Annotated in this window: 25 protein-coding genes; 15 read left to right on the top strand and 10 right to left on the bottom strand. The window is 62.8% G+C overall.

What is annotated here, in order from left to right:
* Positions 1-85 precede the first annotated feature (85 nt).
* From sucC to ROSMUCSMR3_RS12420, 7 genes are all read left to right on the top strand, one after another.
* The gene (gene sucC / locus ROSMUCSMR3_RS12390) at positions 86-1,279 is read left to right on the top strand and encodes an ADP-forming succinate--CoA ligase subunit beta (RefSeq protein WP_081507492.1); all 1,194 of its coding nucleotides are present in this window, start codon (positions 86-88) and stop codon (positions 1,277-1,279) included.
* Positions 1,280-1,407: 128 nt separating this feature from the next.
* Complete coding sequence (gene sucD / locus ROSMUCSMR3_RS12395) at positions 1,408-2,289, top strand: succinate--CoA ligase subunit alpha (RefSeq protein ID WP_008279485.1); 882 nt, start codon at positions 1,408-1,410, stop codon at positions 2,287-2,289.
* Positions 2,290-2,387: 98 nt separating this feature from the next.
* Entirely contained in the window at positions 2,388-5,348 is a 2,961-nt protein-coding gene (locus tag ROSMUCSMR3_RS12400; RefSeq protein WP_081507493.1) for a 2-oxoglutarate dehydrogenase E1 component, read from the top strand.
* 3 nt (positions 5,349-5,351) lie between these two features.
* The gene (gene odhB, locus ROSMUCSMR3_RS12405; protein WP_081507494.1) at positions 5,352-6,866 is read left to right on the top strand and encodes a 2-oxoglutarate dehydrogenase complex dihydrolipoyllysine-residue succinyltransferase; all 1,515 of its coding nucleotides are present in this window, start codon (positions 5,352-5,354) and stop codon (positions 6,864-6,866) included.
* A gap of 73 nt (positions 6,867-6,939) precedes the next feature.
* Positions 6,940-7,335: an MAPEG family protein gene (locus ROSMUCSMR3_RS12410; protein ID WP_081507495.1), complete on the top strand. Its 396-nt coding sequence runs from the start codon at positions 6,940-6,942 to the stop codon at positions 7,333-7,335.
* Between the two features lie 128 nt (positions 7,336-7,463).
* A complete protein-coding gene (gene lpdA / locus ROSMUCSMR3_RS12415) occupies positions 7,464-8,852 on the top strand; it encodes a dihydrolipoyl dehydrogenase (RefSeq protein ID WP_081507496.1) in 1,389 nt (462 codons plus the stop codon).
* Positions 8,853-8,865: 13 nt separating this feature from the next.
* Positions 8,866-9,669 (top strand): glycosyltransferase family 2 protein, encoded by an 804-nt coding sequence (locus ROSMUCSMR3_RS12420; protein WP_157667297.1) that lies wholly within the window; start codon positions 8,866-8,868, stop codon positions 9,667-9,669.
* A 27-nt stretch (positions 9,670-9,696) separates the two neighbouring features.
* On the opposite strand, the gene ROSMUCSMR3_RS12425 is transcribed toward ROSMUCSMR3_RS12420, so the two are convergent.
* Genes ROSMUCSMR3_RS12425 through ROSMUCSMR3_RS12435 form a run of 3 tightly spaced genes read right to left on the bottom strand, consistent with a single transcriptional unit; the run spans position 9,697 to position 12,019 of the window.
* Positions 9,697-10,443: a lysophospholipid acyltransferase family protein gene (locus tag ROSMUCSMR3_RS12425; RefSeq protein WP_081507498.1), complete on the bottom strand. Its 747-nt coding sequence runs from the start codon at positions 10,441-10,443 to the stop codon at positions 9,697-9,699.
* Positions 10,440-11,345 (bottom strand): cell division protein FtsX, encoded by a 906-nt coding sequence (locus tag ROSMUCSMR3_RS12430; protein ID WP_081507499.1) that lies wholly within the window; start codon positions 11,343-11,345, stop codon positions 10,440-10,442. Before ROSMUCSMR3_RS12430 ends, ROSMUCSMR3_RS12425 begins: the two co-directional genes overlap by 4 nt.
* A complete protein-coding gene (locus ROSMUCSMR3_RS12435; protein WP_037296773.1) occupies positions 11,342-12,019 on the bottom strand; it encodes a cell division ATP-binding protein FtsE in 678 nt (225 codons plus the stop codon). Before ROSMUCSMR3_RS12435 ends, ROSMUCSMR3_RS12430 begins: the two co-directional genes overlap by 4 nt.
* A gap of 162 nt (positions 12,020-12,181) precedes the next feature.
* Here ROSMUCSMR3_RS12435 and ROSMUCSMR3_RS12440 point away from each other — a divergent pair, with 162 nt between their 5' ends.
* The 5 genes from ROSMUCSMR3_RS12440 (at position 12,182) to ROSMUCSMR3_RS12460 (ending at position 16,724) form a co-directional block, all read left to right on the top strand.
* Positions 12,182-13,036, top strand: coding sequence for a zinc-ribbon domain-containing protein (locus tag ROSMUCSMR3_RS12440; protein WP_037296770.1), 855 nt, complete (start codon positions 12,182-12,184; stop codon positions 13,034-13,036).
* A gap of 63 nt (positions 13,037-13,099) precedes the next feature.
* Positions 13,100-13,801 carry a ribulose-phosphate 3-epimerase gene (rpe, locus tag ROSMUCSMR3_RS12445; RefSeq protein ID WP_008279475.1) on the top strand — a complete coding sequence of 234 codons (702 nt, stop codon included), beginning with the start codon at positions 13,100-13,102 and terminating at the stop codon, positions 13,799-13,801.
* Positions 13,798-14,454: a phosphoglycolate phosphatase gene (gene gph / locus ROSMUCSMR3_RS12450; protein ID WP_081507500.1), complete on the top strand. Its 657-nt coding sequence runs from the start codon at positions 13,798-13,800 to the stop codon at positions 14,452-14,454. Before rpe ends, gph begins: the two co-directional genes overlap by 4 nt.
* A 27-nt stretch (positions 14,455-14,481) precedes the next feature.
* The gene (locus tag ROSMUCSMR3_RS12455; RefSeq protein WP_081507501.1) at positions 14,482-15,447 is read left to right on the top strand and encodes an NAD(P)H-dependent flavin oxidoreductase; all 966 of its coding nucleotides are present in this window, start codon (positions 14,482-14,484) and stop codon (positions 15,445-15,447) included.
* Positions 15,444-16,724 carry an acetylornithine deacetylase/succinyl-diaminopimelate desuccinylase family protein gene (locus ROSMUCSMR3_RS12460; RefSeq protein WP_081507502.1) on the top strand — a complete coding sequence of 427 codons (1,281 nt, stop codon included), beginning with the start codon at positions 15,444-15,446 and terminating at the stop codon, positions 16,722-16,724. The genes ROSMUCSMR3_RS12455 and ROSMUCSMR3_RS12460 overlap by 4 nt, the downstream gene beginning before the upstream one ends.
* Positions 16,725-16,805: 81 nt before the next feature.
* On the opposite strand, the gene panC is transcribed toward ROSMUCSMR3_RS12460, so the two are convergent.
* Together panC and panB are read right to left on the bottom strand one after the other, a co-directional pair.
* The gene (panC, locus tag ROSMUCSMR3_RS12465) at positions 16,806-17,654 is read right to left on the bottom strand and encodes a pantoate--beta-alanine ligase (RefSeq protein ID WP_081507503.1); all 849 of its coding nucleotides are present in this window, start codon (positions 17,652-17,654) and stop codon (positions 16,806-16,808) included.
* The gene (gene panB / locus ROSMUCSMR3_RS12470; RefSeq protein WP_008279470.1) at positions 17,651-18,478 is read right to left on the bottom strand and encodes a 3-methyl-2-oxobutanoate hydroxymethyltransferase; all 828 of its coding nucleotides are present in this window, start codon (positions 18,476-18,478) and stop codon (positions 17,651-17,653) included. Before panB ends, panC begins: the two co-directional genes overlap by 4 nt.
* Positions 18,479-18,672: 194 nt before the next feature.
* Here panB and ROSMUCSMR3_RS12475 point away from each other — a divergent pair, with 194 nt between their 5' ends.
* Complete coding sequence (locus ROSMUCSMR3_RS12475) at positions 18,673-21,180, top strand: GcvT family protein (RefSeq protein WP_081507504.1); 2,508 nt, start codon at positions 18,673-18,675, stop codon at positions 21,178-21,180.
* A gap of 28 nt (positions 21,181-21,208) precedes the next feature.
* Here the strand turns inward: ROSMUCSMR3_RS12475 and ROSMUCSMR3_RS12480 are convergent, their stop codons facing one another.
* The 4 genes from ROSMUCSMR3_RS12480 to ROSMUCSMR3_RS12495 all read right to left on the bottom strand — a co-directional run bounded on the left by ROSMUCSMR3_RS12480 (position 21,209) and on the right by ROSMUCSMR3_RS12495 (position 24,034).
* The gene (locus ROSMUCSMR3_RS12480; RefSeq protein WP_008279468.1) at positions 21,209-21,949 is read right to left on the bottom strand and encodes a GH25 family lysozyme; all 741 of its coding nucleotides are present in this window, start codon (positions 21,947-21,949) and stop codon (positions 21,209-21,211) included.
* Between the two features lie 76 nt (positions 21,950-22,025).
* On the bottom strand, positions 22,026-22,367 hold the full coding sequence (locus ROSMUCSMR3_RS12485; RefSeq protein WP_037296980.1) for a carboxymuconolactone decarboxylase family protein: 342 nt from the start codon (positions 22,365-22,367) through the stop codon (positions 22,026-22,028).
* A 70-nt stretch (positions 22,368-22,437) separates the two neighbouring features.
* Positions 22,438-23,094 (bottom strand): DUF938 domain-containing protein, encoded by a 657-nt coding sequence (locus ROSMUCSMR3_RS12490; RefSeq protein ID WP_081507505.1) that lies wholly within the window; start codon positions 23,092-23,094, stop codon positions 22,438-22,440.
* Positions 23,095-23,098: 4 nt separating this feature from the next.
* Entirely contained in the window at positions 23,099-24,034 is a 936-nt protein-coding gene (locus ROSMUCSMR3_RS12495) for an aldo/keto reductase (protein ID WP_081508622.1), read from the bottom strand.
* A 115-nt stretch (positions 24,035-24,149) separates the two neighbouring features.
* Between ROSMUCSMR3_RS12495 and ROSMUCSMR3_RS12500 the strand changes: the two genes are divergently transcribed.
* Together ROSMUCSMR3_RS12500 and ROSMUCSMR3_RS12505 are read left to right on the top strand one after the other, a co-directional pair.
* Entirely contained in the window at positions 24,150-24,812 is a 663-nt protein-coding gene (locus ROSMUCSMR3_RS12500) for a phosphatidylserine decarboxylase (RefSeq protein ID WP_008279464.1), read from the top strand.
* Entirely contained in the window at positions 24,809-25,558 is a 750-nt protein-coding gene (locus ROSMUCSMR3_RS12505; protein WP_037296766.1) for a CDP-alcohol phosphatidyltransferase family protein, read from the top strand. The genes ROSMUCSMR3_RS12500 and ROSMUCSMR3_RS12505 overlap by 4 nt, the downstream gene beginning before the upstream one ends.
* Here ROSMUCSMR3_RS12505 and ROSMUCSMR3_RS12510 read toward each other — a convergent pair.
* The gene (locus ROSMUCSMR3_RS12510) at positions 25,555-26,394 is read right to left on the bottom strand and encodes a hypothetical protein (protein WP_081507506.1); all 840 of its coding nucleotides are present in this window, start codon (positions 26,392-26,394) and stop codon (positions 25,555-25,557) included. The genes ROSMUCSMR3_RS12505 and ROSMUCSMR3_RS12510 overlap by 4 nt on opposite strands.
* Positions 26,395-26,533 lie beyond the last annotated feature (139 nt).

Below are 26,533 nucleotides of genomic sequence, written 5' to 3' on the forward strand. Positions count from 1 at the left end.
ACCTGTCATTCCGCAAAAAACGATTTATAAATGCGCGGAATATATGCCACACCCTGTCCCAATCGCAGCAAAACGGGACAGTTTGATGAATATCCATGAGTATCAGGCGAAAGCCCTGCTTCGCTCTTACGGCGCCCCGGTGTCGGATGGCCGTGTGGTTCTGCGCGCCGAAGAGGCCAAGACCGCCGCTGGTGCGCTTGATGGCCCGATCTGGGTGGTCAAGGCGCAGATTCACGCTGGTGGCCGTGGCAAGGGCAAGTTCAAAGAGGCAGGCGCCGGTGAAGCCGGTGGTGTGCGTCTGGCCCGTTCCGTGGAAGACGCCGCCGAAGAGGCCAAGCGCATGCTGGGCCGCACTCTTGTAACCAAACAGACCGGCCCGGCGGGCAAGCAAGTGAACCGCATCTATATCGAGGATGGTTCCGGTATTCAGACAGAGATGTATCTGGCCCTCTTGGTGGATCGCCAGACCAGCCGCGTGTCTTTTGTCTGCTCGACCGAGGGCGGCATGGATATCGAGGAAGTCGCCGAAAAGACGCCTGAGAAAATCCTGTCCTTCAGCGTTGATCCCGCGACCGGCTATCAGCCGTTTCATGGTCGCCGCATCGCGTTCAACCTTGGCCTCACCGGCGGTCAGGTCAAGCAATGCGTCAACCTCATGGGTATCCTCTACAAGCTCTTTCTCGACAAAGATATGGAGATGCTCGAGATCAACCCGCTGATCGTGTCGGACAAAGGCGATTTGAAATGCCTCGACGCCAAGATGGGGTTTGATTCCAACGCCATTTACCGGCACGCGGACATCGCCGAGTTGCGCGACACGACCGAAGAAGACCCCAAGGAACTGGAAGCGTCGAAATACGACCTCAACTATATCGCGCTCGATGGCGAGATTGGCTGTATGGTCAATGGTGCGGGGTTGGCGATGGCGACGATGGATATCATCAAGCTCTACGGCGCCGAGCCCGCCAATTTCCTCGACGTGGGCGGCGGGGCGACCAAGGAAAAGGTCACCGAGGCCTTCAAGATCATCACCTCTGATCCGCAAGTGAAGGGCATCCTCGTCAATATCTTCGGCGGCATCATGCGCTGCGATGTGATCGCCGAGGGCGTGGTGGCTGCGGTCAAAGAGGTGGGGCTGAAAGTGCCGCTCGTGGTCCGTCTCGAAGGCACCAATGTCGAAAAGGGCAAGGAGATCATCAACACCTCCGGCCTCGACGTCATCGCCGCCGATGATCTGAAAGACGGCGCGCAGAAGATCGTTAAGGCCGTCAAGGGGTGAGCGCCGGTCCGGGGCCTTGGCCCCGGCAAACGCTCCGGTGGAGCGTTTGAGGCGCGAACGGGCGGAGCCCCGGATCATCCGACCATACCATAACGCGGCCCCGCCGCAGAACTCAGGAGCCAAACAAAATGGCAGTCCTCGTCGACAAACATACCCGCGTGATCTGTCAGGGCCTTACCGGCTCTCAGGGCACATTCCACTCTGAACAGGCCATCGCCTATGGCACCCAGATGGTCGGCGGCGTGACCCCCGGCAAGGGTGGCACGACGCATCTCGACCTGCCCGTGTTCAACTCGGTGCATGAGGCCAAGCATGTGACAGAGGCCAACGCCTCAGTCATCTACGTGCCGCCGCCCTTCGCCGCCGATAGTATCCTCGAGGCGATTGATGCCGAGATGGAGCTGATCGTCTGCATCACCGAAGGCATCCCGGTTTTGGACATGATGCGCGTCAAGCGCGCGCTTGAAGGGTCGAAATCGCGCCTCATCGGCCCGAACTGCCCCGGCATCATCACGCCCGACGCCTGCAAGATCGGCATCATGCCCGGCCATATCCACCGGCGCGGCAGCGTCGGCGTGGTCAGCCGCTCGGGCACGCTGACCTATGAGGCGGTCAAGCAGACCTCGGATGTGGGCCTTGGCCAGTCGACTTGCGTGGGCATCGGCGGCGACCCGATCAAGGGCACCGAGCATATCGACGTCCTGGAATGGTTCCTCGCGGATGACGAAACGCAGTCGATCATCATGATCGGTGAAATCGGTGGCAGCGCGGAAGAAGAAGCGGCGCAATTCCTCAAGGATGAGGCCAAGCGCGGGCGCAAGAAACCCGTCGCAGGCTTTATCGCCGGGCGCACCGCCCCGCCGGGCCGCCGCATGGGCCACGCCGGCGCCATCGTCGCGGGCGGCAAAGGCGACGCCGAGAGCAAGATCGAAGCCATGAAATCCGCCGGCATCACCGTGGCCGAAAGCCCCGCTGGCCTCGGCGAGGCCGTGCTCAAGGCGATTGGGTAAAGGCCCGTTCGCGCGCGCCCCGGGCCTGACCCGGGGCCGCCGCGCGGCTGGGTGGCTCCGGGTCAGGCCCGGAGCATGTTGCGAAAAGGACATCTGAAATGACCGACCAATCCCCCAACGACCTCTTTCATGCCTCCTCCTTCATGCAGGGGCATAATGCCGAGTATCTCGAGCAGCTTTATGCGCGCTATGCCAATGACCCGAACGCGGTCGATGCGGCGTGGAAAAGCTTTTTCGACGCGCTGGGCGATGGTGATGACGATGTAAAGGCCGAGGCCGCTGGCCCCTCTTGGGCGCGGGCCGATTGGCCCCCCATGCCGTCGGATGACCTGACCGCGGCGCTGACGGGGGAATGGCCCGCCGAGCCCGAGTTGAAAGATGCGGGCAAGAAGATCGCCGCCAAGGCCGCTGAGACGGGTGTGAACGTCAGCGACGAAGACGTGAAACGCGCCGTGCTTGATTCCGTGCGCGCGCTGATGCTTATTCGCGCCTACCGGATCCGGGGGCATCTGGCCGCCGATCTTGATCCGCTGGGCCTGCGCGAGACGCCGAACCGCCCCGAGCTTGACCCGAAATCCTACGGGTTTACCGAGATCGACATGGATCGCCCGATCTTTATCGACAATGTTCTGGGGCTTCAGATTGCCAGCCTGCGCGAGATTCTCGCCATTGTGAAACGCACCTATTGCGGCACTTTCGCGCTGCAATACATGCATATTTCCGATCCTGAGCAGTCTGCTTGGCTGAAAGAGCGGATCGAAGGCTATGACAAGGAAATCAGCTTTACCCGCAACGGGCGCAAGGCGATCCTGAACAAGCTGGTCGAGGCCGAAGGTTTCGAGAAATACCTGCATGTCAAATACATGGGCACCAAGCGCTTTGGTCTGGATGGCGGCGAGAGCCTCATTCCCGCGATGGAGCAGATCATCAAGCGCGGCGGGCAATTGGGCGTGCAGGATATCGTGATCGGCATGCCGCATCGCGGCCGCCTGTCGGTGTTGGCCAATGTGATGGGCAAGCCCTATCGCGCGATTTTCAACGAATTTCAGGGCGGCAGTTTCAAGCCTGAAGAGGTCGATGGCTCGGGCGATGTGAAATACCATCTTGGCGCGTCATCGGACCGTGAATTCGACGGCAACAAGGTGCACCTGTCGCTGACCGCCAACCCCAGTCACCTGGAGGCGGTCAATCCGGTGGTTCTGGGCAAGGTCCGCGCCAAGCAGGATCAGTTGAGCGACATCGACCGCATCAAGGTGTTGCCGATCCTCCTGCATGGCGATGCGGCCTTTGCCGGTCAGGGCGTTGTGGCTGAGTGTTTCGGCCTGTCGGGCCTCAAGGGGCATCGCACCGGCGGCACCATTCATATCGTGGTGAACAATCAGATCGGTTTCACCACCGCGCCGCATTTCAGCCGCTCGTCGCCCTATCCCACGGATATCGCGCTGATGGTCGAGGCGCCGATTTTCCATGTCAACGGGGACGATCCCGAGGCTTGTGTGCATGCCGCCCGCGTCGCCACGGAATACCGCCAGAAATTCCACAAGGACGTGGTGATCGACATGATCTGCTATCGTCGGTTCGGGCATAACGAGGGCGACGAGCCCATGTTCACCAACCCGGTGATGTATAAGAAGATCAAACAGCAAAAAACCACGCTCAGCCTCTATACCGAGCGGCTGGTAAAGGATGGCCTCATCCCCGAGGGCGAGATCGAGGATATGAAGACCGCCTTTCAGGCCTATCTCGCGGATGAGTTTGAGGCGGGCAAGGATTACCGCCCGAACAAGGCCGACTGGCTGGATGGCAAATGGGCCGATCTCAATGCCCATCGCGGCAAGTATGAGCGCGGCGAGACCGCGATCAAGCCCGAGACCATGGCCGAAGTGGGCCGCGCGCTCAGCACGGCACCCGAAGGCGTACCGCTTCATAAAACGGTTGAGCGGCTGCTTGAATCCAAGGCAAACATGTTCGAGACGGGCAGCGGCTTTGACTGGGCCACCGCCGAGGCGCTGGCCTTTGGCTCGCTCCTGACCGAGGGCTACCGCGTCCGCCTCTCGGGGCAGGACTGTACGCGCGGCACCTTCAGCCAGCGGCATTCCGGCCTGATCAATCAGGACAACGAAGACCGCTATTACCCGCTGAACCATATCCGTGAAGGGCAGGCGCAATACGAAGTCATCGACTCGATGCTGTCGGAATATGCGGTGCTTGGTTTTGAATATGGCTACTCTCTGGCAGAACCCAACGCGCTGACCCTGTGGGAGGCGCAGTTTGGCGATTTCGCCAATGGCGCGCAGATCATGTTTGATCAGTTCATCTCGTCGGGGGAATCGAAATGGTTGCGGATGTCCGGTCTCGTCTGCCTCTTGCCGCATGGCTATGAGGGGCAGGGGCCGGAACATTCCTCGGCCCGGCTCGAGCGGTTCCTGACCATGTGTGGCGGGGATAACTGGATCGTGGCCAATTGCACCACGCCTGCGAATTACTTCCATATTCTGCGCCGCCAGATGTATCGCACCTTCCGCAAGCCGCTCATCCTGATGACGCCGAAATCGCTTTTGCGGCACAAGATGGCGGTGAGCAAGGCCGAAGAGTTCACCACCGGGTCGTCCTTTCACCGGGTGCTCTGGGATGATGCGCAATACGGCAATTCCGAAACCAAACTGGTGGCGGATGACAAGATCCGTCGCGTCGTCATGTGCTCGGGCAAGGTTTATTACGACCTGCTCGAGGAACGCGATGCGCGCGGGATCGACGATGTCTATCTTCTGCGGCTCGAACAGTTCTACCCGTTCCCGGCCATGTCCATGGTCAAGGAGTTGGAGCGCTTCAAAGGTGCGGAAATGGTCTGGTGTCAGGAAGAGCCCAAGAACCAGGGGGCCTGGTCCTTTATCGAGCCCAATATCGAATGGGTTCTGACCCGCATCAAGGCCAAGCATCTGCGGCCCACCTATGCCGGGCGTCCCGCCTCGGCCTCGCCCGCCACGGGCCTCGCCAAACAGCACAAAGCACAACAAGAAGCGCTGGTTGATGCCGCGCTGACCATCGAAGGGAACTAACCCATGACCACCGAAGTCCGCGTCCCCACCCTTGGCGAATCCGTGACCGAGGCGACCGTCGCCACATGGTTCAAGAAACCCGGCGATCCCGTCGCCGCCGACGAGATGCTGTGCGAATTGGAAACCGACAAGGTAACTGTCGAGGTGCCAAGCCCCGCCGCTGGCACCATGGGCGAGATCGTGGCCCAAGAGGGCACGACCGTCGGCGTCGATGCGCTGCTTGCCACCATTTCCGCAGGCGAGGCCAAAGCCGCCCCGGCCAAGGCCGACAAGGCCGAGAAACCCGCCAAGAGTGACAGCGCCGACACCGGCAGCAGCGTTGACGTGATGGTGCCCACCTTGGGCGAGAGCGTGACCGAGGCGACCGTGTCGACATGGTTCAAGAAGGTCGGCGATCAGGTGGCCGCCGACGAGATGCTCTGCGAGCTGGAAACCGACAAGGTGTCGGTCGAGGTGCCTGCCCCCGCTGCGGGCACGCTGACCGAAATCCTCGCCGCTGAGGGCACGACCGTGCAGGCCGGTGGCAAACTTGCGATCCTGTCGTCCGGTTCCGGGGCATCCGCCCCTGCCGCCGCCCCCAAGGCCGAAGAGGCCGCAGCGCCTGCCGCTGCAAGTGGCAAGGATGTCGAGGATGCCCCCGCCGCGAAAAAGGCCATGGCCGAGGCCGGTCTTAGCCGCGATCAGGTGCAGGGTTCGGGCCGTGATGGCCGCGTGATGAAAGAGGATGTGGCCCGCGCCGCAGCCGCTGCCACACAGGCCCCCGCCGCTGCTGCCGCCCCCGCCCAAGCGCCGCGCGCCCCCGCCCCGGCCGAGGATGTGGCCCGCGAAGAGCGCGTCAAGATGACCCGCCTGCGCCAGACCATTGCCCGCCGCCTCAAGGACAGCCAGAACACCGCCGCCATGCTCACCACCTATAATGAGGTGGACATGACCGAGGTGATGGCGCTCCGCAACCAGTACAAAGACGAGTTCTACAAGAAGCACGGCGTGCGCCTTGGCTTCATGTCGTTCTTTACCAAGGCCTGTGTGCATGCCCTCAAAGAAGTACCCGAGGTCAATGCCGAGATCGACGGCACCGACATCGTTTACAAGAACTTCGTGCATATGGGCGTCGCCGCAGGCACGCCCACCGGCCTTGTCGTGCCGGTGATCCGAGATGTGGATCAGATGGGCTTTGCCGCGATTGAAAAGGCCATCGCCGAAAAAGGCGCCCGCGCCCGTGATGGCAAGCTCAGCATGGCGGAAATGCAGGGCGGCACGTTCACCATCTCGAATGGTGGCGTCTATGGCTCGCTGATGTCCTCGCCCATCCTCAACCCGCCGCAATCTGGCATTCTGGGTATGCACAAGATTCAGGACCGCCCCATGGCGATCAACGGTCAGGTGGTGATCCGCCCGATGATGTATCTGGCGCTCAGCTATGATCACCGCATCGTCGACGGCAAAGGCGCTGTCACCTTCCTCGTGCGCGTCAAAGAGGCGCTCGAAGATCCCCGCCGGTTGCTGATGGATTTGTGATCGGTGCGCAACACATGCGCACCCTTCCCGTAGGGCGCGCATTCATTGCGCGCCTTATCACATGAGGCTCTTCATGACCCCCGAACTCACCGCCCTCACCCTCGCTGCTCTGCTGCAAGCCGTGCAGTTCGTGCTTTACGCCATCCCGGCCAATCTCGAGCTTGGGCCGGGCTACACCATGTCCGCGCGCGACCGCGAGCCGTCCAAACAACTCTCGCCGAAAACCGCCCGCCTTGGCCGCGCGCTTTCCAACCATTTCGAGGGGCTGATCCTCTTTACCATCGCGGTTGTGGTCGTCACGCTCGGTGCAACATCGAGCCCCGTCACCGCCGCCTGCGCCTATACCTACCTTGCCGCCCGTGTGGCCTATATTCCCGCCTATTATTTCGGCCTGCGCCCGTGGCGCTCGCTCATTTGGGCGGTGGGCTTTGGGGCCACGCTGCTTATGCTGCTGGCGGCGGTCTTATGATGTTTCATCTGGCTCAAAATACCTCGGGGGAGGCGCGCGCAGCGCACCCTCTCTGCCCGGCCCGCACCGACGCAAGACCGATAGAATACCGACGCGGCCCCGCCGCGAAAAACGAAAGGATCTGACCCATGGCCTCTTACGACGTAATCATCATCGGCGCTGGCCCCGGCGGCTATGTCTGTGCCATCCGCTGCGCGCAACTGGGGCTGAAAACCGCCGTGGTCGAGGGGCGGGCCACTTTGGGCGGCACCTGTCTCAACGTGGGCTGCATCCCCTCCAAGGCGCTTTTGCACGCGAGCCACATGCTGCACGAGGCCGAGCATAATTTCGCCGCCATGGGCCTCAAGGGCAAGTCCCCCTCGGTCGATTGGAAACAGATGCTGGCCTATAAGGATGACGTCATCGGTCAGAATACCAAGGGCATCGAATTTCTGTTCAAAAAGAACAAGGTAGACTGGCTCAAGGGCTGGGGCTCGATCCCCGAGGCGGGCAAGGTGAAGGTGGGTGATGATGTCCACGAGGCCAAGCATATCGTCATCGCCTCCGGCTCTGTGCCTGCCTCGCTGCCCGGTGTCGAGGTTGATGAAAAGATCGTTGTCACCTCCACCGGCGCGCTGGAACTGGGCAAAATCCCGAAATCGCTGGTGGTGATCGGGGCAGGTGTGATCGGGCTTGAAATGGGGTCGGTCTATGCCCGTCTTGGGGCCGAGGTGACAGTCGTTGAATATCTTGACGCGATCACCCCCGGCATGGATGCTGAAGTGCAAAAGACCTTCCAGAGAATATTGAAGAAACAAGGGATTAACTTTGTCATGGGGGCCGCCGTGCAATCGGTCGAGACGCTCAAGACCAAGGCCAAGGTGCATTACAAGCTGCGCAAGGACGACAGCGCGCATCAGTTGGATGCCGATACCGTTCTGCTGGCTACGGGCCGCAAACCCTATACGGACGGGCTGGGGCTGGCCGATCTGGGTGTCGAGATAACCAAGCGCGGCCAGATCGCCACGGATGACCATTGGCAGACCTCGGTCAAGGGCATCTACGCCATTGGCGACGCCATCGAAGGCCCGATGCTGGCCCACAAGGCCGAGGATGAGGGCATGGCCGTGGCCGAGGTGCTGGCGGGCAAGCATGGGCATGTGAATTACGGCGTCATTCCCGGCGTGATCTACACGCATCCCGAGGTTGCCAATGTCGGCGCAACCGAAGAAAGCCTGAAAGACCAAGGGCGTGCCTATAAGGTTGGCAAATTCTCGTTCATGGGCAATGGCCGCGCCAAGGCGGTTTTTGCCGGTGATGGTTTTGTGAAAATCCTCGCCGACAAGGAAACGGACCGCATCCTTGGCGCGCATATCATCGGGCCAGCGGCGGGGGATCTCATCCACGAGATTTGCGTGGCGATGGAATTCGGGGCCTCTGCGCAGGATCTGGCACTCACCTGCCACGCGCATCCCACCTATTCCGAGGCGGTGCGCGAAGCGGCACTTGCTTGCGGCGATGGGGCGATCCACGCGTGAGCGGGGCGGCGCGATGACGCCCCTCGTTTCGGTCGTCATCCCCGCTTTTCAGGCGGGCGGCAGTTTGCCCGCCGCCCTTGCCTCCATCGCGGCCTCTGGCCTGCCGCCAGAGCGTATAGAGGTAGTGATCGCCCCGGATGATGGGCAGGGCTATGACGATCTGCCTGATCTGGGGCTGCGCATCACCCGCTGCGCCACGCATCACATGGCCACCGGGGCGGGCCCTGCGCGCAATCGTGCTATCGCGGCGTCAAAGGCGCAGGTGATTGCCTTTCTCGATGCGGATGACACATGGGAGCCGGGCTATCTGGGGACACTTCTGCCCTTGGCCCGGTCGCATGGGGCCGCCTTTGGGCGGACCCGTATTCTGCTTGGGACTGAGGCGCTGTTGCACTTGCCCGGCGGGGGGCAGACCGCCCTTGGCTTTGCCGATCTGGGGCGCACGGGGGCCAGTTTTCATCCGGTGGCGCGGCGCGGGTTGGTGGGACCGTTTCGCAATCGGCCCGCGCAGGATGTGCTGCACGCCATGGAAATCCTCTCGCTGGTCGGCGGGCGCGCGCCCTTGGGTCAAACCAGCTACAATCTGCATCTCAACGCGCAGAGTGCCACGGCGCAGGCCGCCTTTGCCCGCCGGGTTGAACAGGCGTACCGCGACCATATGCGCGCGATCGAGACGGGGCGCACCCGGATTGCGCCGCAGCATGGCCGCGCCGCGCACCACGCCTTTGAGGCCAAGTCGCGCCTCAACCGGGCCTATGCGCAGGCGGGCAAGGCCGAGTTCTTTTACCAATTCATGAAGACCCGGTTGGCGGTCTAGAGGTCGGGCGCGCCGACCCGGAACGCCTTACTTGCGCGCGGGCTGTTCTGGATCAAATCCCGCCTCGCGCATCAGCGCGTTTGACGCACCTTCGATATCGTGCTCCAGCCGCGCCATAAAGCTGTTGCGGTCCAGACCCTGCGGGATAGGAGGCAGGAATTCCACCACCGCCAGCCCCGGCTTGCGATAAATGCCGCGCTTGGGCCAGAGCACGCCGACATTGGTCGCGGCGGGCACACAGGACACTCCCATCTGCTCATAAAGCACGGCAGTGCCGATCTTGTAGGGCATTTTGACCCCCGGTGCCACGCGCGTGCCTTGGGCGTAGATGATCAACTGGCCGGGGGTCTGCGCCCCGCGCGCCACATCCTCGACCATCTTCTTGATCGCAGCGCCCCGCTTGCCGCGATCCACAGCCACACAGCCGATCCGCATTCCGTAAAGGCCGATCACCGGCGTCCAGAGAATTTCGCGCTTCATGATGAAGCGGCCAGTGGGCAATTCGCTGAAAATCAACAGAATATCGAGAAAGGATTGATGTTTTGAGGCGATCAAAACTTGGCCATCAGGCGGGGTGCCGCGCACTTCGGTGCGCAGGCCCACCATCCAGGCTGCGGTCCAACGGACCCAGCGGCAATAGGCCTTGCATCCAGCCAGAGCCCCCTTGCGGCTGACAATCGCGGCGGGCATGTAAACCAGCCCGACCACGGGCAGCATCACATACATCTGCGCCACAAAGAGCAGCGACCGCACCCATTGAACGGCAAACCTCATGGCATATCCTTCAAGGTACGCTGCGCGGCAAGCCGGGTGGCGGCAAAGGCCACTGCCGCCGCCAGCAGCGGAATGATCAAGGGCCAGACCCAGTGCCAGCCCTGAAATCCGAGACCAGTCAAAAAACCGCCCTCAATCTGCGCACTGGGTAAAAGCAGGATCGCGCCGCAGCCCAGAACCACGCCGACGCAGGCGCCGCTGAGTGCCCGAAGCGTGAAACGACGCACGAAGGCATGGGCGATATAGGTATCCTGCGCGCCCACAAGGCGCAGCACGCTGATCACCTGCGCATTGGCTGCAAGGGCCGCGTTGGCCGCCAGCGTGATCATCGCCCCGACCGCCGCCCCGATCAGGATCAGCGACACCCACCCCAAGAGGCGCAACCGGCTGGCCGCGCGCACGAGAGGTTGCCGCCAGCGGGTGTGATCGTCGAGCATCGCCCCCGGCACCTCGGCGCTCAGGCGCAGGCGCAGGCCCTCGGCGTCAAACCCATCGGAGGTTTCGATCACCTCGATCAGGCGTGGGATCGGAAGATCGGAAATGGGCAGGCCGGGGCCAAACCACGGTGCCAAAAGCGCCGCCTGCTCTTCATCTGTGAGGGCGCGGGCACGGTCCACCCCGGCGGTGGTTTCAAGCACGCGCAGCGCCGCTGCGGTCTGCGCTGCCATCTGGCCTTCGGGGGCCGAAATCCGCACCGTTGCTGTGCGCGCCAACTCGTCGCCCCAGCGATCCGCCAGCCGCCCGGTTGCCAGTGACAAGGCAAGGGCGAAAACCGCGAGAAAGGCCATGACGCCCGCGCTGAACAGCGTGAGCCAAGCGGTAAAGCCGGTGGGCGGCACTACGCGGTCGGCCTGTCCATCGCTGCGCAGCAGGGTCTTGACCTGCGTAAGATCGAGCTTCATAGATCCGCCCCCGCCAATTGCAGCTTGCGCGATGCAATCCGCAGGACGCGGGCCTGAACATGGCTTTTGGCGGCGCGGATCAGGGCAAGGTCGTGGGTGGCGATCAGGATCGTCTTGCCCATCCGGTTCAGCTCGATCAACAGGCGCAAGAGGCGCTGCGACATTTCCCAATCGACATTGCCGGTCGGTTCATCCGCCAGCACCACATCGGGCGACATGATGACCGCGCGCGCAAGGGCGGCGCGCTGGCGTTCGCCCCCCGACAATTCCGGCGGCAGGGCATTGGCGCGTTCCTTAAGACCGACCCAGCCGGTCAGTTCGCGCAGATTGGCATCCTCAGCCAAAAGATCACGCCCCGATACGGCCAGCGGCAAGGCGATGTTCTCGGACACGCTCAGATGATCGAGAAACTGGCAATCCTGATGCACCACGCCGATCCGTCGCCGGATCATCGCGATATCGTCGCGCTCCATCGTGCGCCGTTCCTGTCCGAACAGGCGCACCTGTCCCGCCGTGGGCACAAGCGCCCCATAACACAGCTTGAGCAGCGTCGTTTTGCCCGATCCCGACGGTCCGGTCAGGAAATGAAACGAACCGGGGCTGAGCGCCAGCGATACATCTGCCAGCAATTCCCCGCCACCATAACTATAGGCCACATTTTCCAGCTCGATCACGGCTGTCCCCTTGTCACTCACAGCACCTAAATGCCCCAGAGGCCACACATGTGCAATGATCCTGCGCGTGATTCGCTTTGGCCTTTTCCGAAAGCCGCGAACCGCCTATGCTGACGGCTAACGAGAGGGGCCGGACAACGGCGGCAAGAAGCAGGTGGCAGAATGAGGCTGATTTGCCCGAATTGCGGCGCACAATACGAGGTGCCCGACGAAGTGATCCCGTTGAGCGGGCGCGATGTGCAATGCTCCAACTGCGGGGACACGTGGTTTCAGCATCATGCGTCGCATGCGCCCGACGCCTCGGGCGACGATGATCTGGGGCCTCCGCCGCGTGAGGAAGATGTGCCGCCCCCCGCGCCGCCGGTCACTGAGGACCTATCCGACGCGCCCTATGAGGACGACGAGTACGACGACGATCTGTTGGACGAAGATTTTGCAGAGCCAGAGCCCGCGCCCGCCCGTCCTGCGCGGCGTGGCATTGATCCGGGCGTTGCCGATATCCTGAGGCAAGAGGCAGAGCGCGAGCGCCAGGTGCGCAGCGCGCCGGGGGGCATTGAAATGCAGCCCGACCTTGGCCTGACAGAGCCGGAGTTGACCGAGGATGAACGCACGCGTCAGGCCCGTGCCCGGATGGAGCGTCTGCGCGGCACCTCTGGCCCTTCGGCGCCGACCGCGCCCGAGATGCCCGATGCCCATGCCAGCATAGATCCCTCATCCCGGCGCAATCTCTTGCCTGATATCGAAGAGATCAACTCGTCGCTCACCTCGACCGGCGACCGCGCAGACCCCGCGCAAAGCCCGATGCCCGAGGATATCGAATTGCCGGTTGGGCGTGGCGGCTTTCGCAGCGGCTTTCGGCTGGCGATCATTACCTTTGGCTTGGCGGCGCTTGTCTATGCTCTGGCGCCGCGTTTGGCCGCATCCATTCCCGCGGCCGAGGCACCGCTGACGCAATACGTGAGCGCGGTCAATATGGCGCGGGTTTGGCTTGATCAGTTGGTCGGAGGCTGGTTCTAGGGGTCTTGACCTCTGGCTATGGGCGGCGCATGTCCCGTGCATGCGCCCTAGTGGAGACCTGCCATGAGCTTTACTCGTTCGATCAAGATCGCCCCGTCCATCCTATCAGCGGATTTCGCCAACTTTGGCGCTGAAATCCGCGCCATCGAGGCCGAGGGCTGTGATTGGGTGCATGTCGATGTGATGGACGGGCATTTCGTGCCCAATCTGACCTTTGGTCCGCCGCTCTGCGCCGCCATTCGCCCGCATATCAAGACGGTGATGGACGTGCATCTGATGATCTCGCCGGTCGATCCCTATATCGACGCCTTCGCGCAGGCGGGGGCTGATGTGCTGACCGCGCATCTTGAGGCGGGGCCGCATATCCACCGCACCTTGCAGGCCATTCGTGGGGCTGGATGCAAGGCGGGTCTGGCGCTTAATCCCGGCACGGGGATCGACGCGGTTGAGCATCTGCTTGATATGGTGGATCTCATTTGTGTGATGACGGTAAACCCCGGCTTTGGCGGGCAAAAGTTCATCCATAGCCAGATCGACAAAGTCAAACGCCTGCGCGCGATGATTGGCGACCGACCCATCCATATCGAGATTGACGGTGGCATCACCACGCAAACCGCCCCCCTGATGGCGGCGGCAGGGGCCGATGTGCTGGTGGCGGGCTCTGCTGTGTTCAAGGGCGGCAGCGTCGACAATCCGGGCGTCTATGGCGAGAATATCCGCGCGATCCGTCGCGCGGCAGAGGCGGCGACCGGTGCCATGGCATGAGCCGTGCGGTCATTTTTGATCTCGACGGCACACTGATCGACAGCGCGCCGGACATCCATGCCGCCGCCAACCGCCTGATGGCACAGCATGGGTTTGCGGCGTTCACGCCCGACGAAACCCGCAGTTTCATCGGCAGCGGCGTGCCGCATTTCATCACCTGTTGCCTGACGGCGCGTGGGCGGGCAGGGGATGGCGCGCTGCGCGCCCGAATGATCGAAGAGTTCATCGCCGATTACGAAACCGCCGTGACCCTGACACAGGTTTATCCGGGTGTCATGGGCGCGCTCGATGGGCTGGCGGGGGCCGATCTTGCCCTTGGTCTCTGCACCAACAAGCCCAAAGGTCCTGCTCATGCAGTCTTGGCGCATCTGGGGTTGGATGGCTATTTCCCGGTGATCATCGGGGGTGACAGCCTGACCGTACGCAAGCCGGACCCGGCCCCGCTTCAGGCCACCGCCGCAGCGCTTGGTGCGCGGGACATGGTCTTTGTCGGCGATAGCGAGGTTGATGCGGAAACCGCAGCGCGGGCGGGCGTGCCTTTTGTTCTTTACACCGAGGGCTATCGCAAAGGGCCGGTCGAGCGGATCACCCATGACCGGGCGTTTTCGGATTTCACCGACCTGCCGGGGCTGATCACAGACCTCTTGTCCTGAAGGCGATTGCGCGGGCATACTCGCCCCATGCGAACCCGTTTGACCGAGGCCTTTGGCCTGACCCATCCCATTCTTTGCGCGCCAATGGCCTTTGCTGCCGGGGGGCGGCTTGCGGCTGCTGTGACCCATGCGGGCGGGTTGGGCCTGATTGGTGGGGGCTATGGCAAGGCCGACTGGCTGGATAGCGCCTTTGCCGAGGCTGGGAATGCGCGGGTGGGATGCGGGTTCATCACGTGGAAAATGGCCGAGAATCCGGCTGTTCTGGATCAGGTTCTGGCGCGCAAACCGGCGGCGCTCTGCCTGTCGTTTGGCGATCCGGCCCCCTTTGCGCCACGGATTGCCGATGCTGGCGTGCCGCTCGTCTGTCAGGTTCAGACCCTGCGTGACGCGCAGCGCGCTGCGGACTGCGGCGCGCAGGTGATCGTGGCGCAGGGGGCCGAGGCCGGGGGCCATGGCGAGCGGCGCGGCACGATCACACTTGTGCCCGAGGTGGCCGATTGGCTGGCGGTTCACGCCCCCGAGGTGCTGCTCGTGGCGGCGGGGGGCATTGCCGATGGGCGGGGATTGGCCGCCGCCCTCATGCTGGGGGCAGAGGGCGTTCTGATCGGCTCACGCCTCTGGGCCTCTGCCGAGGCGCAGGTGTCTGAGGCGATGACCGATGCTGCGATTGCCGCCACCGGCGATCAGACGATCCGCTCCACGGTGATGGATGCCGCGCGCGATCTGCGGTGGCCCGCGCGTTATACGGCGCGGGTGCTGCGCAATGCAGTGACAGAGCGGTGGCATGATGATCCCGATGCACTGCGCACCGATATGAGCGCGCGCGCTGACTGGGCGACGGGCTGGGCAGCGGGTGATCCTGACCGCGCCAATACCTTTGTCGGCGAGGCAACGGGGTTGATCCATGACCGCCCCCCGGTGGCCGAGATCATCGCACGCATGGTCGAGGATGCCGAAGCGCTGTTCCGGCGCGCGCCGGGCTGGGCACAATGACCCTGCCAGATCGCCTGCGCCAGGAAATCGCTGCGCGGCGCGCCGACCTGATCGCGCTGACCCAAGACCTGATCCGTATTCCGACGCGCAATCCGCCGGGCGAGAATTATCGCGAGATTTGTGATTATCTCGACCGTCGTTTGCGTGCATCGGGGTTCACGACCGAATTGATCCGCGCCACAGCGGCCCCCGGCGACAGTGACCGGCACCCGCGTTGGAACATCGTGGCGCGGCGTGAGGGCGCGCGCCCCGGCGCTTGCGTGCATTTCAACAGCCATATCGACGTGGTCGAGGTCGGCCATGGCTGGAGCGTGGACCCCTTTAGCGGGGCGGTGATCGACGGGAAAATCTATGGCCGGGGCGCCTGTGACATGAAGGGCGGACTTGCGGCAAGCATCATCGCGGCAGAGGCCTTTGTCGCCACCTGCCCCGATTACGCCGGGGCCATCGAGATCAGCGGCACGGCGGATGAGGAATCGGGCGGCTTTGGCGGCGTGGCCTATCTGGCCGAGCGCGGCTATTTCAGCCCCGGCCGGGTGGATCACGTCATCATTCCGGAACCTTTGGGCAAGGATCGGATTTGCCTTGGGCATCGCGGTGTCTGGTGGGCCGAGATCGAGACCCACGGCGAGATTGCACATGGCTCTATGCCGTTTCTGGGGGATTGCGCCGTGCGCCACATGGGCGCGGTCATCGCGCGGATGGAGGAACAGCTTTTCCCGGCACTGGCGGCCCGGCGCACCGAGATGCCCGTGGTTCCCGAGGGCGCGCGGCAATCGACGCTCAACATCAATTCCATCCATGGCGGAGAGCCAGAGCAAGACGCCGATTACACCGGCCTGCCCAGCCCTTGCGTGCCCGACCGTTGCCGGATGGTGATCGACCGGCGGTTCCTGATCGAAGAGGATATCGGCGCGGTCGAAACAGAAATTCGCGACCTGTTAGAGGCGTTGCGCCAAGGCAGGCCGGGGTTTGACTATACGATCCGGGAATTGCACCGTGTCCTGCCCACAATGACCGAGCGCGATGCGCCGGTGGTGGGGGCGGTGGCGCGGGCGGTGGATCAGGTGTTCGGCCATGCCGCCGATTACGTGGTCAGCCCCGGCACCTATGACCAGAAACATATCGACCGGATCGGGCGGCTGAAGAACTGCATCGCCTATGGTCCCGGCATCCTCGATCTGGCGCACAAGCCGGATGAATATGTGGGGATCGACGATATGGAACACTCGGCACGCGTGATGGCGCTTGCCCTTGCAGAGTTGCTGGGGGTTTGAGTTCGCTGTTCTGCAAATACTCAAAGAGCGGCGCGTGTTGCGGGCGCCGGACTTTGAATGTTTAGACACCGGTGAAACCGCTCAGCTTCCGATCGCGATATTGTCGATCAGGCGCACGCCCGCAAGCCATGCGGCCGCAAAAAGACGGGCCGGGCGCGTGGGGGCCGCCAAGGCCGATAGATCGTCCTGCGCGCGCAGATCAAGGTAATCGACCCCGGTAAAGCCCGCACGTTCCAGCCGCGCCACGGCCTTGGTGTGCAGCGCTTGGAAATCGGTGCCGGCGCGCAGCCCGTCCGCGATCTGCTCCATCACCTCATGCAGCACGGGGGCCGTGGTGCGGGCGCGGTCCGACAGCAAAAGGTTGCGCGAGGACATGGCCAGACCGTCGATTTCCCGGATCGTCGGGCAGCCATGCACAGTGATCGGAATATCGAGATCCGCCGCCATCCGGCGCACGACCATCAGTTGCTGATAGTCCTTTTCGCCGAAAAAGGCGTCGGTGGCCGCCGTCTGGGTAAAAAGCTTGGTCACGACAGTGGCCATCCCGTCGAAATGGCCCGGTCGATAGACACCCTCCATCACGTCGGTGAGGCCCGCGACAGAAACGGTGGTGGCGAAATGTGGTGGATACATCTGATCGCCCTCCGGCACCCAGAGGGCGTCTACCGCAAAGCGTTCCAGCTTGCGCGCATCCTCGGTTTCGGTGCGGGGATAGTTCTTGAGGTCTTCGGGATTGTTGAACTGCTTGGGATTGACAAAGATAGTCACGATCACCCGGTCGCAGATGGCCTTGGCTGCCGCTGCGAGTGACAGATGCCCGTCATGCAGCGCGCCCATGGTGGGCACGACGCCAATCGTCTCGCCCGCAAGAATCCAAGGCCGGGTGGCGGCACGCAGCGCGTCAAGGTCGCGCAGAATGGGCGCGCTCATCCGCGCGGGGCCTTGTCGGCAAAGGTATGTTCGGGCGCGGGGAATGTCCGGGCGCGCACCTCGGCGGCATAGGCGGCAATAGCCGCCTCTCCTTCTGCGCCCAAGCTGGCGTAGCGCTTGACGAATTTCGGTTTGAAGGCGGTGAAAAGCCCCAGCATGTCATCGACCACGAGGATTTGCCCGTCGCAGCCCACCGAGGCACCGATGCCGATGGTGGGAATGGGGATTTCAGCGGTGATCCGGTCGGCCAGCGTGGCTGTGACCTTTTCCAGCACGACCGAAAAGGCCCCTGCCGCGCTGACGGCGCGGGCATCGGCCAAGAGCGTCTCGGCGGCATCGCCGCGCCCCTGCACCTTATAGCCGCCAAGCGTGTTGATGGACTGCGGGGTAAGGCCGATATGCGCCATCACCGGCACGCCACGCGCCACGAGAAAGGCGATGGTGTCGGCCATGTGCCGCCCACCTTCGAGCTTGACCGCCGCCGCCCCCGTTTCGCGCATGATGCGCGCGGCATTACGGAACGCCTGTTCCGGGCTTTCCTCGTAAGAGCCAAAGGGCATGTCGATCACCAGCATGGCATGGCTCAGGCCGCGTGCCACCGCCTGACCGTGCAGGATCATCATCTCCATCGTGACACCGAGGGTCGAGGGCAGGCCATGCACCACCATGCCCACGCTGTCGCCCACCAGCACGAAATCACAGGCGGCGTCCATCATGCGCGCCATCGGTGTTGTATAGGCCGTGAGGCTGACGATGGGCGTGCCGCCTTTCATCGCGCGGATATCCTCCGGCAGGGGGGCGGTCTTGTTGGCAGTGGCGCTCATAGGCTGAATTCCGGTCATTTCTGCATTGCGGCGCACGCTATCAATCCTCGCCAGAGAAATCCACACCTCTGTTTTCGCATACGATCCGGCGCGACGTCGCTTTCGTGCGGCGTTGCGTCGGATGGGCTGCGCGCGAATTGGCAGGATTGATAAACATCGCCCCAACTCAAGTCACCCTAAGGGAGTCGCTCGTCATGAAAACCCAGGTCAAAGCCCTCGTCGTTGGCGGCGGTGCCGTTGGCACCTCGATTGCCTATCATCTGGCCAAGGCCGGGTGGGAGGATGTCATGCTGCTGGAGCGGGACGAGCTGACCTCTGGCTCGACCTGGCATGCGGCGGGATTGCTGCCGCTCTTCAACATGTCCTTTGCCACCACGCATATCCACAAGTATTCGGTGGAGTTCTACAAGACGCTGGAGGCCGAGACCGGGCTGAATGCGGGCTTTGCCGTCGTGGGGAACCTGCGCATGGCGCAGACCGACGAGCGGATGGACGAGTATATGCTCTATGCCTCGACCGCCGAAACCTGCGGCGTGCCTTATCAGTGGTTGACCCCTGACGAGATCAAGGAACGCTGGCCGCTGATCAATACGTCCGACCTCAAGGGTGCGCTTTATCACAACACCGACGGCTATATTAACCCCGCCGATGTGACGCAGGCCATGGCCAAGGGGGCGCGTCAGCGCGGCGTGATGATCGAGCGCAAGTGGCAGGCGGATGCGTTCCACTGGACCGGCACCGCGTGGGAGGTGACCTGCACCAAGATGGTGGAAAAGGGCGGCAATCTGGTGCCCTCGGACGAGCAGATCGTGATCACCGCCGAGCATGTCGTGACGGCGAGCGGCAACCATGCGCAAACCACCGCCAAGAAGCTGGGCATCAAGATCCCGGCAATCCCCGTCGAGCATCAGTTCGTCGTGATGGATCAGGACCCGGCGCTGGTCGAATTCCGCAGACAGGGCGGCAAAGAACACCCCGTCGTGCGCGACGCCGATGCGCAAAGCTACGTGCGCGAAGAGCGCGGCGGCTGGATTCTGGGTGTCTATGAGAAAAACGCGCCTGCCTGCTTTGAATATGGCGTGCCGGACAGTTTCCGTGCTGATCTCTTCCCGCTGGCGCTGGAGCGGATCGAAGAACAGTATATGGCGATGATCCACCGCATCCCGTCCTGCGAGGAATCGGGTCTCAAGGATGATTTCAACGGGCCGATCTGCTATACGCCCGATGGCAACCCGCTGGTCGGCCCCGCACCGGGGCTGCGCAACATGTGGCTGGCCGAGGGCTTTAGCTTTGGCATTACCGCCGCGGGCGGCACGGGCTATTACCTCGCGCAGTTGATGGTGAATGGCGAGGCCGAGATCGACATGGCAAGCCTTGATCCCAAGCGCTATTCCTCGAACTGGATGACGACCGAGTTTGCCGCGCGCAAGAACGAAGAATGCTACGATCACGTCTATATCCTGCACCACCCGGATGAAGAGCGCCCCGCGTGCCGCCCGCTGCGCACCTCGCCCGCCTATGACCGGCAAAAGAAGCGCGGCGCGCAGTTCGGGTTCGTCAATGGCTGGGAACGCCCCAACTATTACGGGCCACTCGACGCGCCGGAAAACTTTGACCATGACGCGCGCAGCTTCCGCCGGGGCGGCTGGTGGCAATATGCGGTGGAAGAGGCGCGCGCGATCCGTGAAGGCGTGGGCCTGATCGACGCCACGGCGTTTTCCAAGCATATGGTCAAAGGGCCGGGGGCGACCGCGTTCCTCGATTGGTTCACCTGCAACAAGCTGCCAAAAGTGGGCCGCATCAACCTGACCTATGCGCTGACCGATCATGGCACAACGCGTACGGAATACACCATCGTGCGCCTCAAAGAGCATGAATATTACCTCGTCTCTGCCGGGGCCTGGACCGAGTATGACGCCGATTATCTGCGCAAATCAGCCGAGGATATGGCGGGCGAATTCGGCTATATCGAGATTCAGGACGTGACCACCCAATGGGGTGTCTTTGCCATCGCCGGGCCGAAATCGCGCGACGTGCTGAACGCCGTCATCAAGGATGCCGATCCGGCAACTGCGCTGAGCAACAAGCGGTTCCCGTGGCTTTCGGCGCAGCGCATCGAACTGGGCATGTGCCCGGTCAATGCCATCCGCGTGGCCTATACCGGCGAATTGGGCTGGGAATTGCATCACCCCATCGAGATGCAAAATTACCTGTTCGATTTGCTGGAAAAGGCCGGCGAAAAGCATGGGATGAAGCTGGTCGGCGCCCGCGCGCAGAACTGGCTGCGGCAAGAGAAAAGCTATCGCGCCTTTGGCAATGAGCTAGGCCGCGACGCGACCCCGCTCGAGGCTGATCTGCCGCGCTTTGTCGATCTGGACAAGGAATTCCGCGGCAAGGCCCGGATGGTCGAGACCGGCGTGCGCGTGAAATGCTGCACGCTTCTGATCGACGGGCCTGCGGATGCCGATCCCTGGGGGCGTGAGGTGCTCTACACGCCCGAAGGCGAGCGGGTTGGTCGCCTGACCTCGGGTGGCTATTCGGTGGCCTTCGGGAAATCCATCGGTATGGGCTATGTCAAACCCGAGCAGGCGGTCGAGGGCACCAAGCTCAAGGTCAAGATGCTCGATCAGCTTTGGGATGCGGTCGTGACCTGCGACAGCCCCTATGACCCCAAGAACGAGACCATCCGCAAGGATGGGTGAACATAACAGGGGGCACCAATTGGTGCCCCTATTTCCAATGCGTGCCCAGCCAGTCTTTCCACTGCCTCTCTGACCCGGCAAAGACGTTGATATCGACGCCGCCCTCGACCCCCGGCACAATGCCTGTGCCGGTATATTGCCAAAAGGTCCAGCGTTTGCCGGGGTAGACCTGATCGGGCGTCTTCGCCACCGCGCGCAGCCAGAATTCCACCCCCTCGATCTGCCCAATGCCGGTTTGTTCGTAGAATTCCGGCGTGGTGTAGATGATCGGGCGTTGGCCGTAATACCGCTCGACGATATCAAGGAAAATCTGCGCTTGCCTGCGCACCTCTGCCCCCGGTGGGCGCACCACGCAGGTGGGGGAAAACGGGTTCCACTCCATGTCAAGCACGGGCGGCAACGCGCGGCCCCGACGTGGCACATTCTGGATGAACCATTGCGCCTGCACCTCGGGCGGGGTGCAGAAATAGTAGAAATGATAGGCCCCGCGCGGGATGCCCTCGCGCGCCGCCAATTGCCAGTTGCGGTCGAATTGCGCGTCCTTGAGATCGCCGCCCTCGGTTGCCTTGATAAAGGCAAAGGCCACACCCGAAAGCGCCACGCGCCGCCAGTCGATTTCGTTCTGGAACCGCGCCACATCAAGGCCATGCACCGGATAGCTAGACGGCCCGCGCGGGCCGAAATCGACCGGGGCATAATCGCCATACCGCTCGGTTGCCAGAGCGGGCCCGCATATGAGGGCGAGGCAGAGTAAAAAAGGACGCAGCATCTGAAAACCCGTTACAGTGATACCTGTTTCGAGCCTAACGCAAAGACTGCCGCCCGGTCAGCCGTTTTTGTACGGCCTACCCTTTTTCCGCCAATTCATCGTAACAGGCGAGCGCCTTGGCGGCATACATCATCGCCGGGCCGCCGCCCATCTGGATTGACATGGCCAGCACATCGCCCACCTCTTCGCGGGTGGCCCCAGTGCGAATAAGCGCCTCCATATGCAGGGCGATACAGGGTTCGCATTTGGTGGCGACCGCAATGCCGAGGGCCACGAATTCCTTGACCTTGAACTCAAGCGTGCCGCCTTCCTTGACGGCCTTGCCCAAGCCGCCAAAGGCGCGGGCGGTGTCGGGGATAAGCGCATTCAGCGCGCGCAATTCCTGTCGGGTGGTGTCGATCTTGTCTGGCCAACGCATTTGCGGGATCTCCATACCTGTCTCTGCCTCGGCAGAAACCATGCTACGCCTCTCGTGGCCTTGATCCAGATCAGGCGGAACGCTCAGCAATCAGCAGGACATTGTTGGCAGGCATCGCACGGCTTTCGATCAGGATGAGCCCCGCGTCGCGCAGCCAATGCTGGACCTCTTCCAGATCCTTGTAGCCGATGGCGGGGTCCTGCGCGATGAGGCTGGCATGAAACCGGGCGTCACCCTCGGAGGTGGCCTCGCCTGACCGCAGGAACGGCCCGTAAAGGGCAAAGCGCCCGCCGGGGGCGAGGGCATCGGCCCCCTCTTGCACCAGCGTTTGCGCCTCGGGTGTTGAGATGAGGTGCAAGAGGTTGATCAGCACGATCAGGGCGCGGTTGCCGTGCTCTGCGCCCCAACCGGCTTGGGTGGCGTTCAGGGGCAGGGCGGCGCGCAGATTGGGCAACCCGGCCTCTGCCGCCCAGGCGTTGATACTGTCGCGCCGCGCGGGGTCAATCTCGGTTGGTTGCCAGTCAAGGCCGGGCATCGCGCGGGCAAAGCCCACGATATGCTGCCCCGTGCCGCTTGCAATCTCAAGCGCACGGCCTGTTGCGGGGGCAATCGAGGCAAGCGCCTCGGTGATGGCTGCTGCGTTGCGTTCGGCAGAGGGCGCGTGCAGTTTGGCCCCGTCGCCCGCATGTGCGATCGACGCCGTGGGCGGCAGGGGGCGTTGCTCCATCGGCTCAGGCCTCTTCGGTGCGGTCAGTGGCGGGGGGCGGGGCGGGGCTGAGCGTGGCCATCCGCGCATAGAGCGCCGCGTCCATATCGAATTCCAGAGCGGCCAGCGACGGCGCAATCTGCGCGGCAGAGCGCCCGGAAATGATTGGCACAGGCCGCGCCGGGTGCTGTGCTGCCCATGCCACCGCAAGGGTCGCGGGATCGGTGCCCAGCTCTTGCGCGATCTGGCTCAGGTGAACGGCGGCCTCTTGCATCCAGCCCTGACCATAGCGCACGGCGTAGCGTTCATTGCCCGTGAGCCGCCCGGTTTCGCCACGTGCATATTTGCCGGTGAGCAACCCCCCGGCCAACGGCGAGTACCCCGCCACCACCATCCCTTCGGAGGCGGCCATCGGCAGGATTTCAACCTCGGCCTGCCGCTTGATGAGGCTATACATCGGTTGCAGGATCGAAATCGTCAGATCAAACCGCGCCGCGATGCATGCGGCCTTCATCACCTGCCAAGCGGCGAAATTCGACAGGCCGACATGGTCGATCTGCCCGCGCGCGCGCAAATCGGCAAAGGTTTCCAAGGTTTCTTCAAGGGGCGTGTCGGGATCAAAGCGGTGAAGATAGAGGATCTCGACCTTGTCCATACCAAGACGTTGGCGGGAAATATCGAACTGCGCGAGGATATTTGCCCGCCCCGCCCCGCCGGAATATCCGGCCTTGGTGGCAATCGTCAGCCGGTCGCGGTGCGGTGCGGCGAATTGGCCCAAAAGCGTTTCCGCCGCCCCATCGGTGTACAGATGCGCCGTGTCGAAATGCGTAATGCCCGCCGCAAGACACGCATCGAACATCGCGCGCGAGGCGGCTTCATCAGCGGCATCGCCGAATTGCATGGTGCCAAAGGCAAAGCGGCTGGCCGGGGTTCCATCGGGGGAGGTGATCACTGTTCTCATGGTGCACAGAGTGCCACGCGCAAGCAGCAAAGAAAAGCTGTCACCTTGCATGTTGAGAGGCATGAGCTTAGGCGGATAGAAAGAGACCTGAACCTGCCGCAAGGAGTGCCCGCGCATGAAAATGCATGAAACCTTCATCAAGCCGATGCATCCGGAGGGGCGCAAGTTCGTGGCGATCTTTGCGCTGATCACCTTTGGGCTTTTCATGCTCTGGGATGTTTTGGGCTGGATCGGTGTGGGCCTCACGGTCTGGTGTTATTATTTCTTTCGTGACCCAGAGCGTGTGACCCCCGAACGCCCCGGTCTGATCATCAGCCCCGCCGACGGCATGGTGTCGCTGATCGAACCGGCGGTGCCGCCTGCCGAACTGGGCCTGCCCGCCACGCCGCTCACGCGCGTCAGCGTGTTCATGAGCGTGTTCAACTGCCATGTGAACCGTGCGCCAGTCGCCGGGCGGGTCAGCGCTGTTGCCTATCGCCCCGGCAAGTTCTTCAATGCGTCGCTCGACAAGGCCAGCGCGGATAACGAGCGCAATGGCGTGGTGATCGAAATGGCTGATGGGCGGCTCTTGCCGGTGGTTCAGATCGCGGGGCTGGTGGCGCGGCGGATCGTGTGTTTCGTAAAACCGGGGGATGCCCTTGGGCGTGGTGAGCGCTTTGGCCTTATCCGCTTTGGGTCTCGGCTTGATATTTATCTGCCCGAAGGTGTGGTCCCAAGCGTGCGCGTGGGACAAACCATGGTGGCAGGGGAAACCGTGATCGCGGAGTTGGGCCAGTGACACCAGAGCCAGAGCCGCCAGCGCGCCGCGAGGTCACGCTCGCACAGCTTTTGCCAAATATGCTGACCGTTGCCGCGATCTGTGCCGGGGTCACGGCGATCCGGCTGGGCGTGCAGGGGGATTATGTGCGCGCCGTGCAACTCCTGCTGATCGCCGGGGTGCTGGACGGGCTGGATGGGCGTTTGGCGCGGCTCTTGCGCAGTTCAAGCGCGATGGGCGCCGAGCTTGATTCGCTCGCGGATTTCGTGAATTTCGGCGTCGCGGCCCCGCTGGTGATCTACTATTGGGGCCTTCAGGACGCACGACAAGCAGGCTGGATTGCGGTTCTCTTCTTTGCCGTGTGCTGCGTCATGCGTCTGGCGCGGTTTAATGTCAGTGCGCGCGAAGAGGGCGGCAAGGGCGGATCAGGGGCCTATTTCCAAGGTCTGCCTTCGCCCGCAGGCGCGCTTTTGGCGATGCTGCCGATGTTCGTGACCTTTGCACTGCCGGATATGTCCCCGCCGCCTGCGTTCCTCACCGGGCTTTATATGGCCGGTGTCGGCCTTCTGATGATTTCGCCGGTGCCGATCTGGTCGTTCAAGAAAACCCGCATCTCGCGCGAGAACGTCAAGTTCTTCCTCTTGGCCTTTGCCTGCGTGGCGGCGGCGCTGGTGATCTTTACTTGGGCGGCGTTGATCGTGATGTGTCTGGCCTATGTCGGTATGGTGATCTGGGCCGCGCTCTTCTGGTATCCCAACGAGGGTTAATCGAGATAGGCGTCGGCCCTCTGACCTGCGCGCTCGTGATGGATCGGCAAGGTGCGCCCGTAGAGCTGGCGACAGCGTTCAGGCGTGCCGACCATTCCCGGCTCTTCCACATAGGACAGGATCGCGACGTAACGCGGGGTCTTGCCGCGCAAGGGGGCGACCCGGTGGAGCGAATAGCGACCCCGGAAAATCTGAAGATCGCCCGGTTCCAGCACAAGCGTTCTGACCGTGTCAGAGGTGCCATCCAGCACCTTTTCCACCTCGGCAAAATTCTCGCCCCCGGCGCGGATATTGGGCGCATATTCAAACGCGCCCCCCTCTTCGGCATTCTGAATGGCGATGGTGACGGTGAAATTATTGGTGTCGAAATGCCATGGAAATCCATTGCCTTCGTCGGCGGCATTCACGATCACATCGGCCAGCGGATCGGCGTAGGGATAGAAATTCTCTTCCTCCAGACAGTCCTGAATAAAGGCGCTGAGCGCTGGATATTCATAAAGCGCGCGCAGCGGGCTTGCGGGCGGAAAGTTATCCGCCGGAATGAAGCTGTTGGAGCGCTCGAAAAACCGACGACGCGGATCGTGTGCGGGCAGGGTCGGGTCGTCCTTGGTGAAATAGGGATTGGTGCGATTAAAGGAGCGAAAGGCCTTGTCGGCGACGCTCTCAGCCTGCGCACGCAGGATCTCCACCCCCGCCGGGGTAAGGAACCCTTTGAGCACCGCACAGCCATCGCGGCCAAGATCGGCGCGGACGCGGTCTAGGATGATGTCGCGCGCGTGCCCCGTTTGGTGGACCGGGTAGCGGGCAAGATCAATCAGGGTGTCGGGGGTGCCCATGGGCGGTCTCCTGGCGGTGCGTTTGCCCAAGAGTATGGCCTGCGGCGCGCGCGTCTGTTCTGAAACCGACCGGCGGTGATGTCGGGCTCCAGGCCTGCGGTGTACAAACAAACAGCCGCCGGTTCCCCGGCGGCTGTCG

This window comes from Roseovarius mucosus (genome assembly GCF_002080415.1).
Taxonomy (GTDB): Bacteria; Pseudomonadota; Alphaproteobacteria; order Rhodobacterales; family Rhodobacteraceae; genus Roseovarius; species Roseovarius mucosus_A.

Bases quoted from the DNA above. Each gene is read 5' to 3' on its own strand.
- lpdA (WP_081507496.1), top strand. From the start codon at position 7,464: ATGGCCTCTTACGACGTAATCATCATCGGCGCTGGCCCCGGCGGCTAT.
- ROSMUCSMR3_RS12425 (WP_081507498.1), bottom strand. From the start codon at position 10,443: ATGAGGTTTGCCGTTCAATGGGTGCGGTCGCTGCTCTTTGTGGCGCAG.
- ROSMUCSMR3_RS12480 (WP_008279468.1), bottom strand. From the start codon at position 21,949: ATGCTGCGTCCTTTTTTACTCTGCCTCGCCCTCATATGCGGGCCCGCT.
- ROSMUCSMR3_RS12460 (WP_081507502.1), top strand. From the start codon at position 15,444: ATGACCCTGCCAGATCGCCTGCGCCAGGAAATCGCTGCGCGGCGCGCC.
- ROSMUCSMR3_RS12475 (WP_081507504.1), top strand. From the start codon at position 18,673: ATGAAAACCCAGGTCAAAGCCCTCGTCGTTGGCGGCGGTGCCGTTGGC.
- ROSMUCSMR3_RS12495 (WP_081508622.1), bottom strand. From the start codon at position 24,034: ATGAGAACAGTGATCACCTCCCCCGATGGAACCCCGGCCAGCCGCTTT.
- ROSMUCSMR3_RS12510 (WP_081507506.1), bottom strand. From the start codon at position 26,394: ATGGGCACCCCCGACACCCTGATTGATCTTGCCCGCTACCCGGTCCAC.
- sucC (WP_081507492.1), top strand. From the start codon at position 86: ATGAATATCCATGAGTATCAGGCGAAAGCCCTGCTTCGCTCTTACGGC.
- sucD (WP_008279485.1), top strand. From the start codon at position 1,408: ATGGCAGTCCTCGTCGACAAACATACCCGCGTGATCTGTCAGGGCCTT.
- ROSMUCSMR3_RS12485 (WP_037296980.1), bottom strand. From the start codon at position 22,367: ATGCGTTGGCCAGACAAGATCGACACCACCCGACAGGAATTGCGCGCG.
- ROSMUCSMR3_RS12500 (WP_008279464.1), top strand. From the start codon at position 24,150: ATGAAAATGCATGAAACCTTCATCAAGCCGATGCATCCGGAGGGGCGC.
- ROSMUCSMR3_RS12490 (WP_081507505.1), bottom strand. From the start codon at position 23,094: ATGGAGCAACGCCCCCTGCCGCCCACGGCGTCGATCGCACATGCGGGC.
- ROSMUCSMR3_RS12430 (WP_081507499.1), bottom strand. From the start codon at position 11,345: ATGAAGCTCGATCTTACGCAGGTCAAGACCCTGCTGCGCAGCGATGGA.
- ROSMUCSMR3_RS12410 (WP_081507495.1), top strand. From the start codon at position 6,940: ATGACCCCCGAACTCACCGCCCTCACCCTCGCTGCTCTGCTGCAAGCC.
- ROSMUCSMR3_RS12455 (WP_081507501.1), top strand. From the start codon at position 14,482: ATGCGAACCCGTTTGACCGAGGCCTTTGGCCTGACCCATCCCATTCTT.
- ROSMUCSMR3_RS12440 (WP_037296770.1), top strand. From the start codon at position 12,182: ATGAGGCTGATTTGCCCGAATTGCGGCGCACAATACGAGGTGCCCGAC.
- ROSMUCSMR3_RS12400 (WP_081507493.1), top strand. From the start codon at position 2,388: ATGACCGACCAATCCCCCAACGACCTCTTTCATGCCTCCTCCTTCATG.
- odhB (WP_081507494.1), top strand. From the start codon at position 5,352: ATGACCACCGAAGTCCGCGTCCCCACCCTTGGCGAATCCGTGACCGAG.
- panB (WP_008279470.1), bottom strand. From the start codon at position 18,478: ATGAGCGCCACTGCCAACAAGACCGCCCCCCTGCCGGAGGATATCCGC.
- rpe (WP_008279475.1), top strand. From the start codon at position 13,100: ATGAGCTTTACTCGTTCGATCAAGATCGCCCCGTCCATCCTATCAGCG.
- gph (WP_081507500.1), top strand. From the start codon at position 13,798: ATGAGCCGTGCGGTCATTTTTGATCTCGACGGCACACTGATCGACAGC.
- ROSMUCSMR3_RS12420 (WP_157667297.1), top strand. From the start codon at position 8,866: ATGACGCCCCTCGTTTCGGTCGTCATCCCCGCTTTTCAGGCGGGCGGC.
- panC (WP_081507503.1), bottom strand. From the start codon at position 17,654: ATGAGCGCGCCCATTCTGCGCGACCTTGACGCGCTGCGTGCCGCCACC.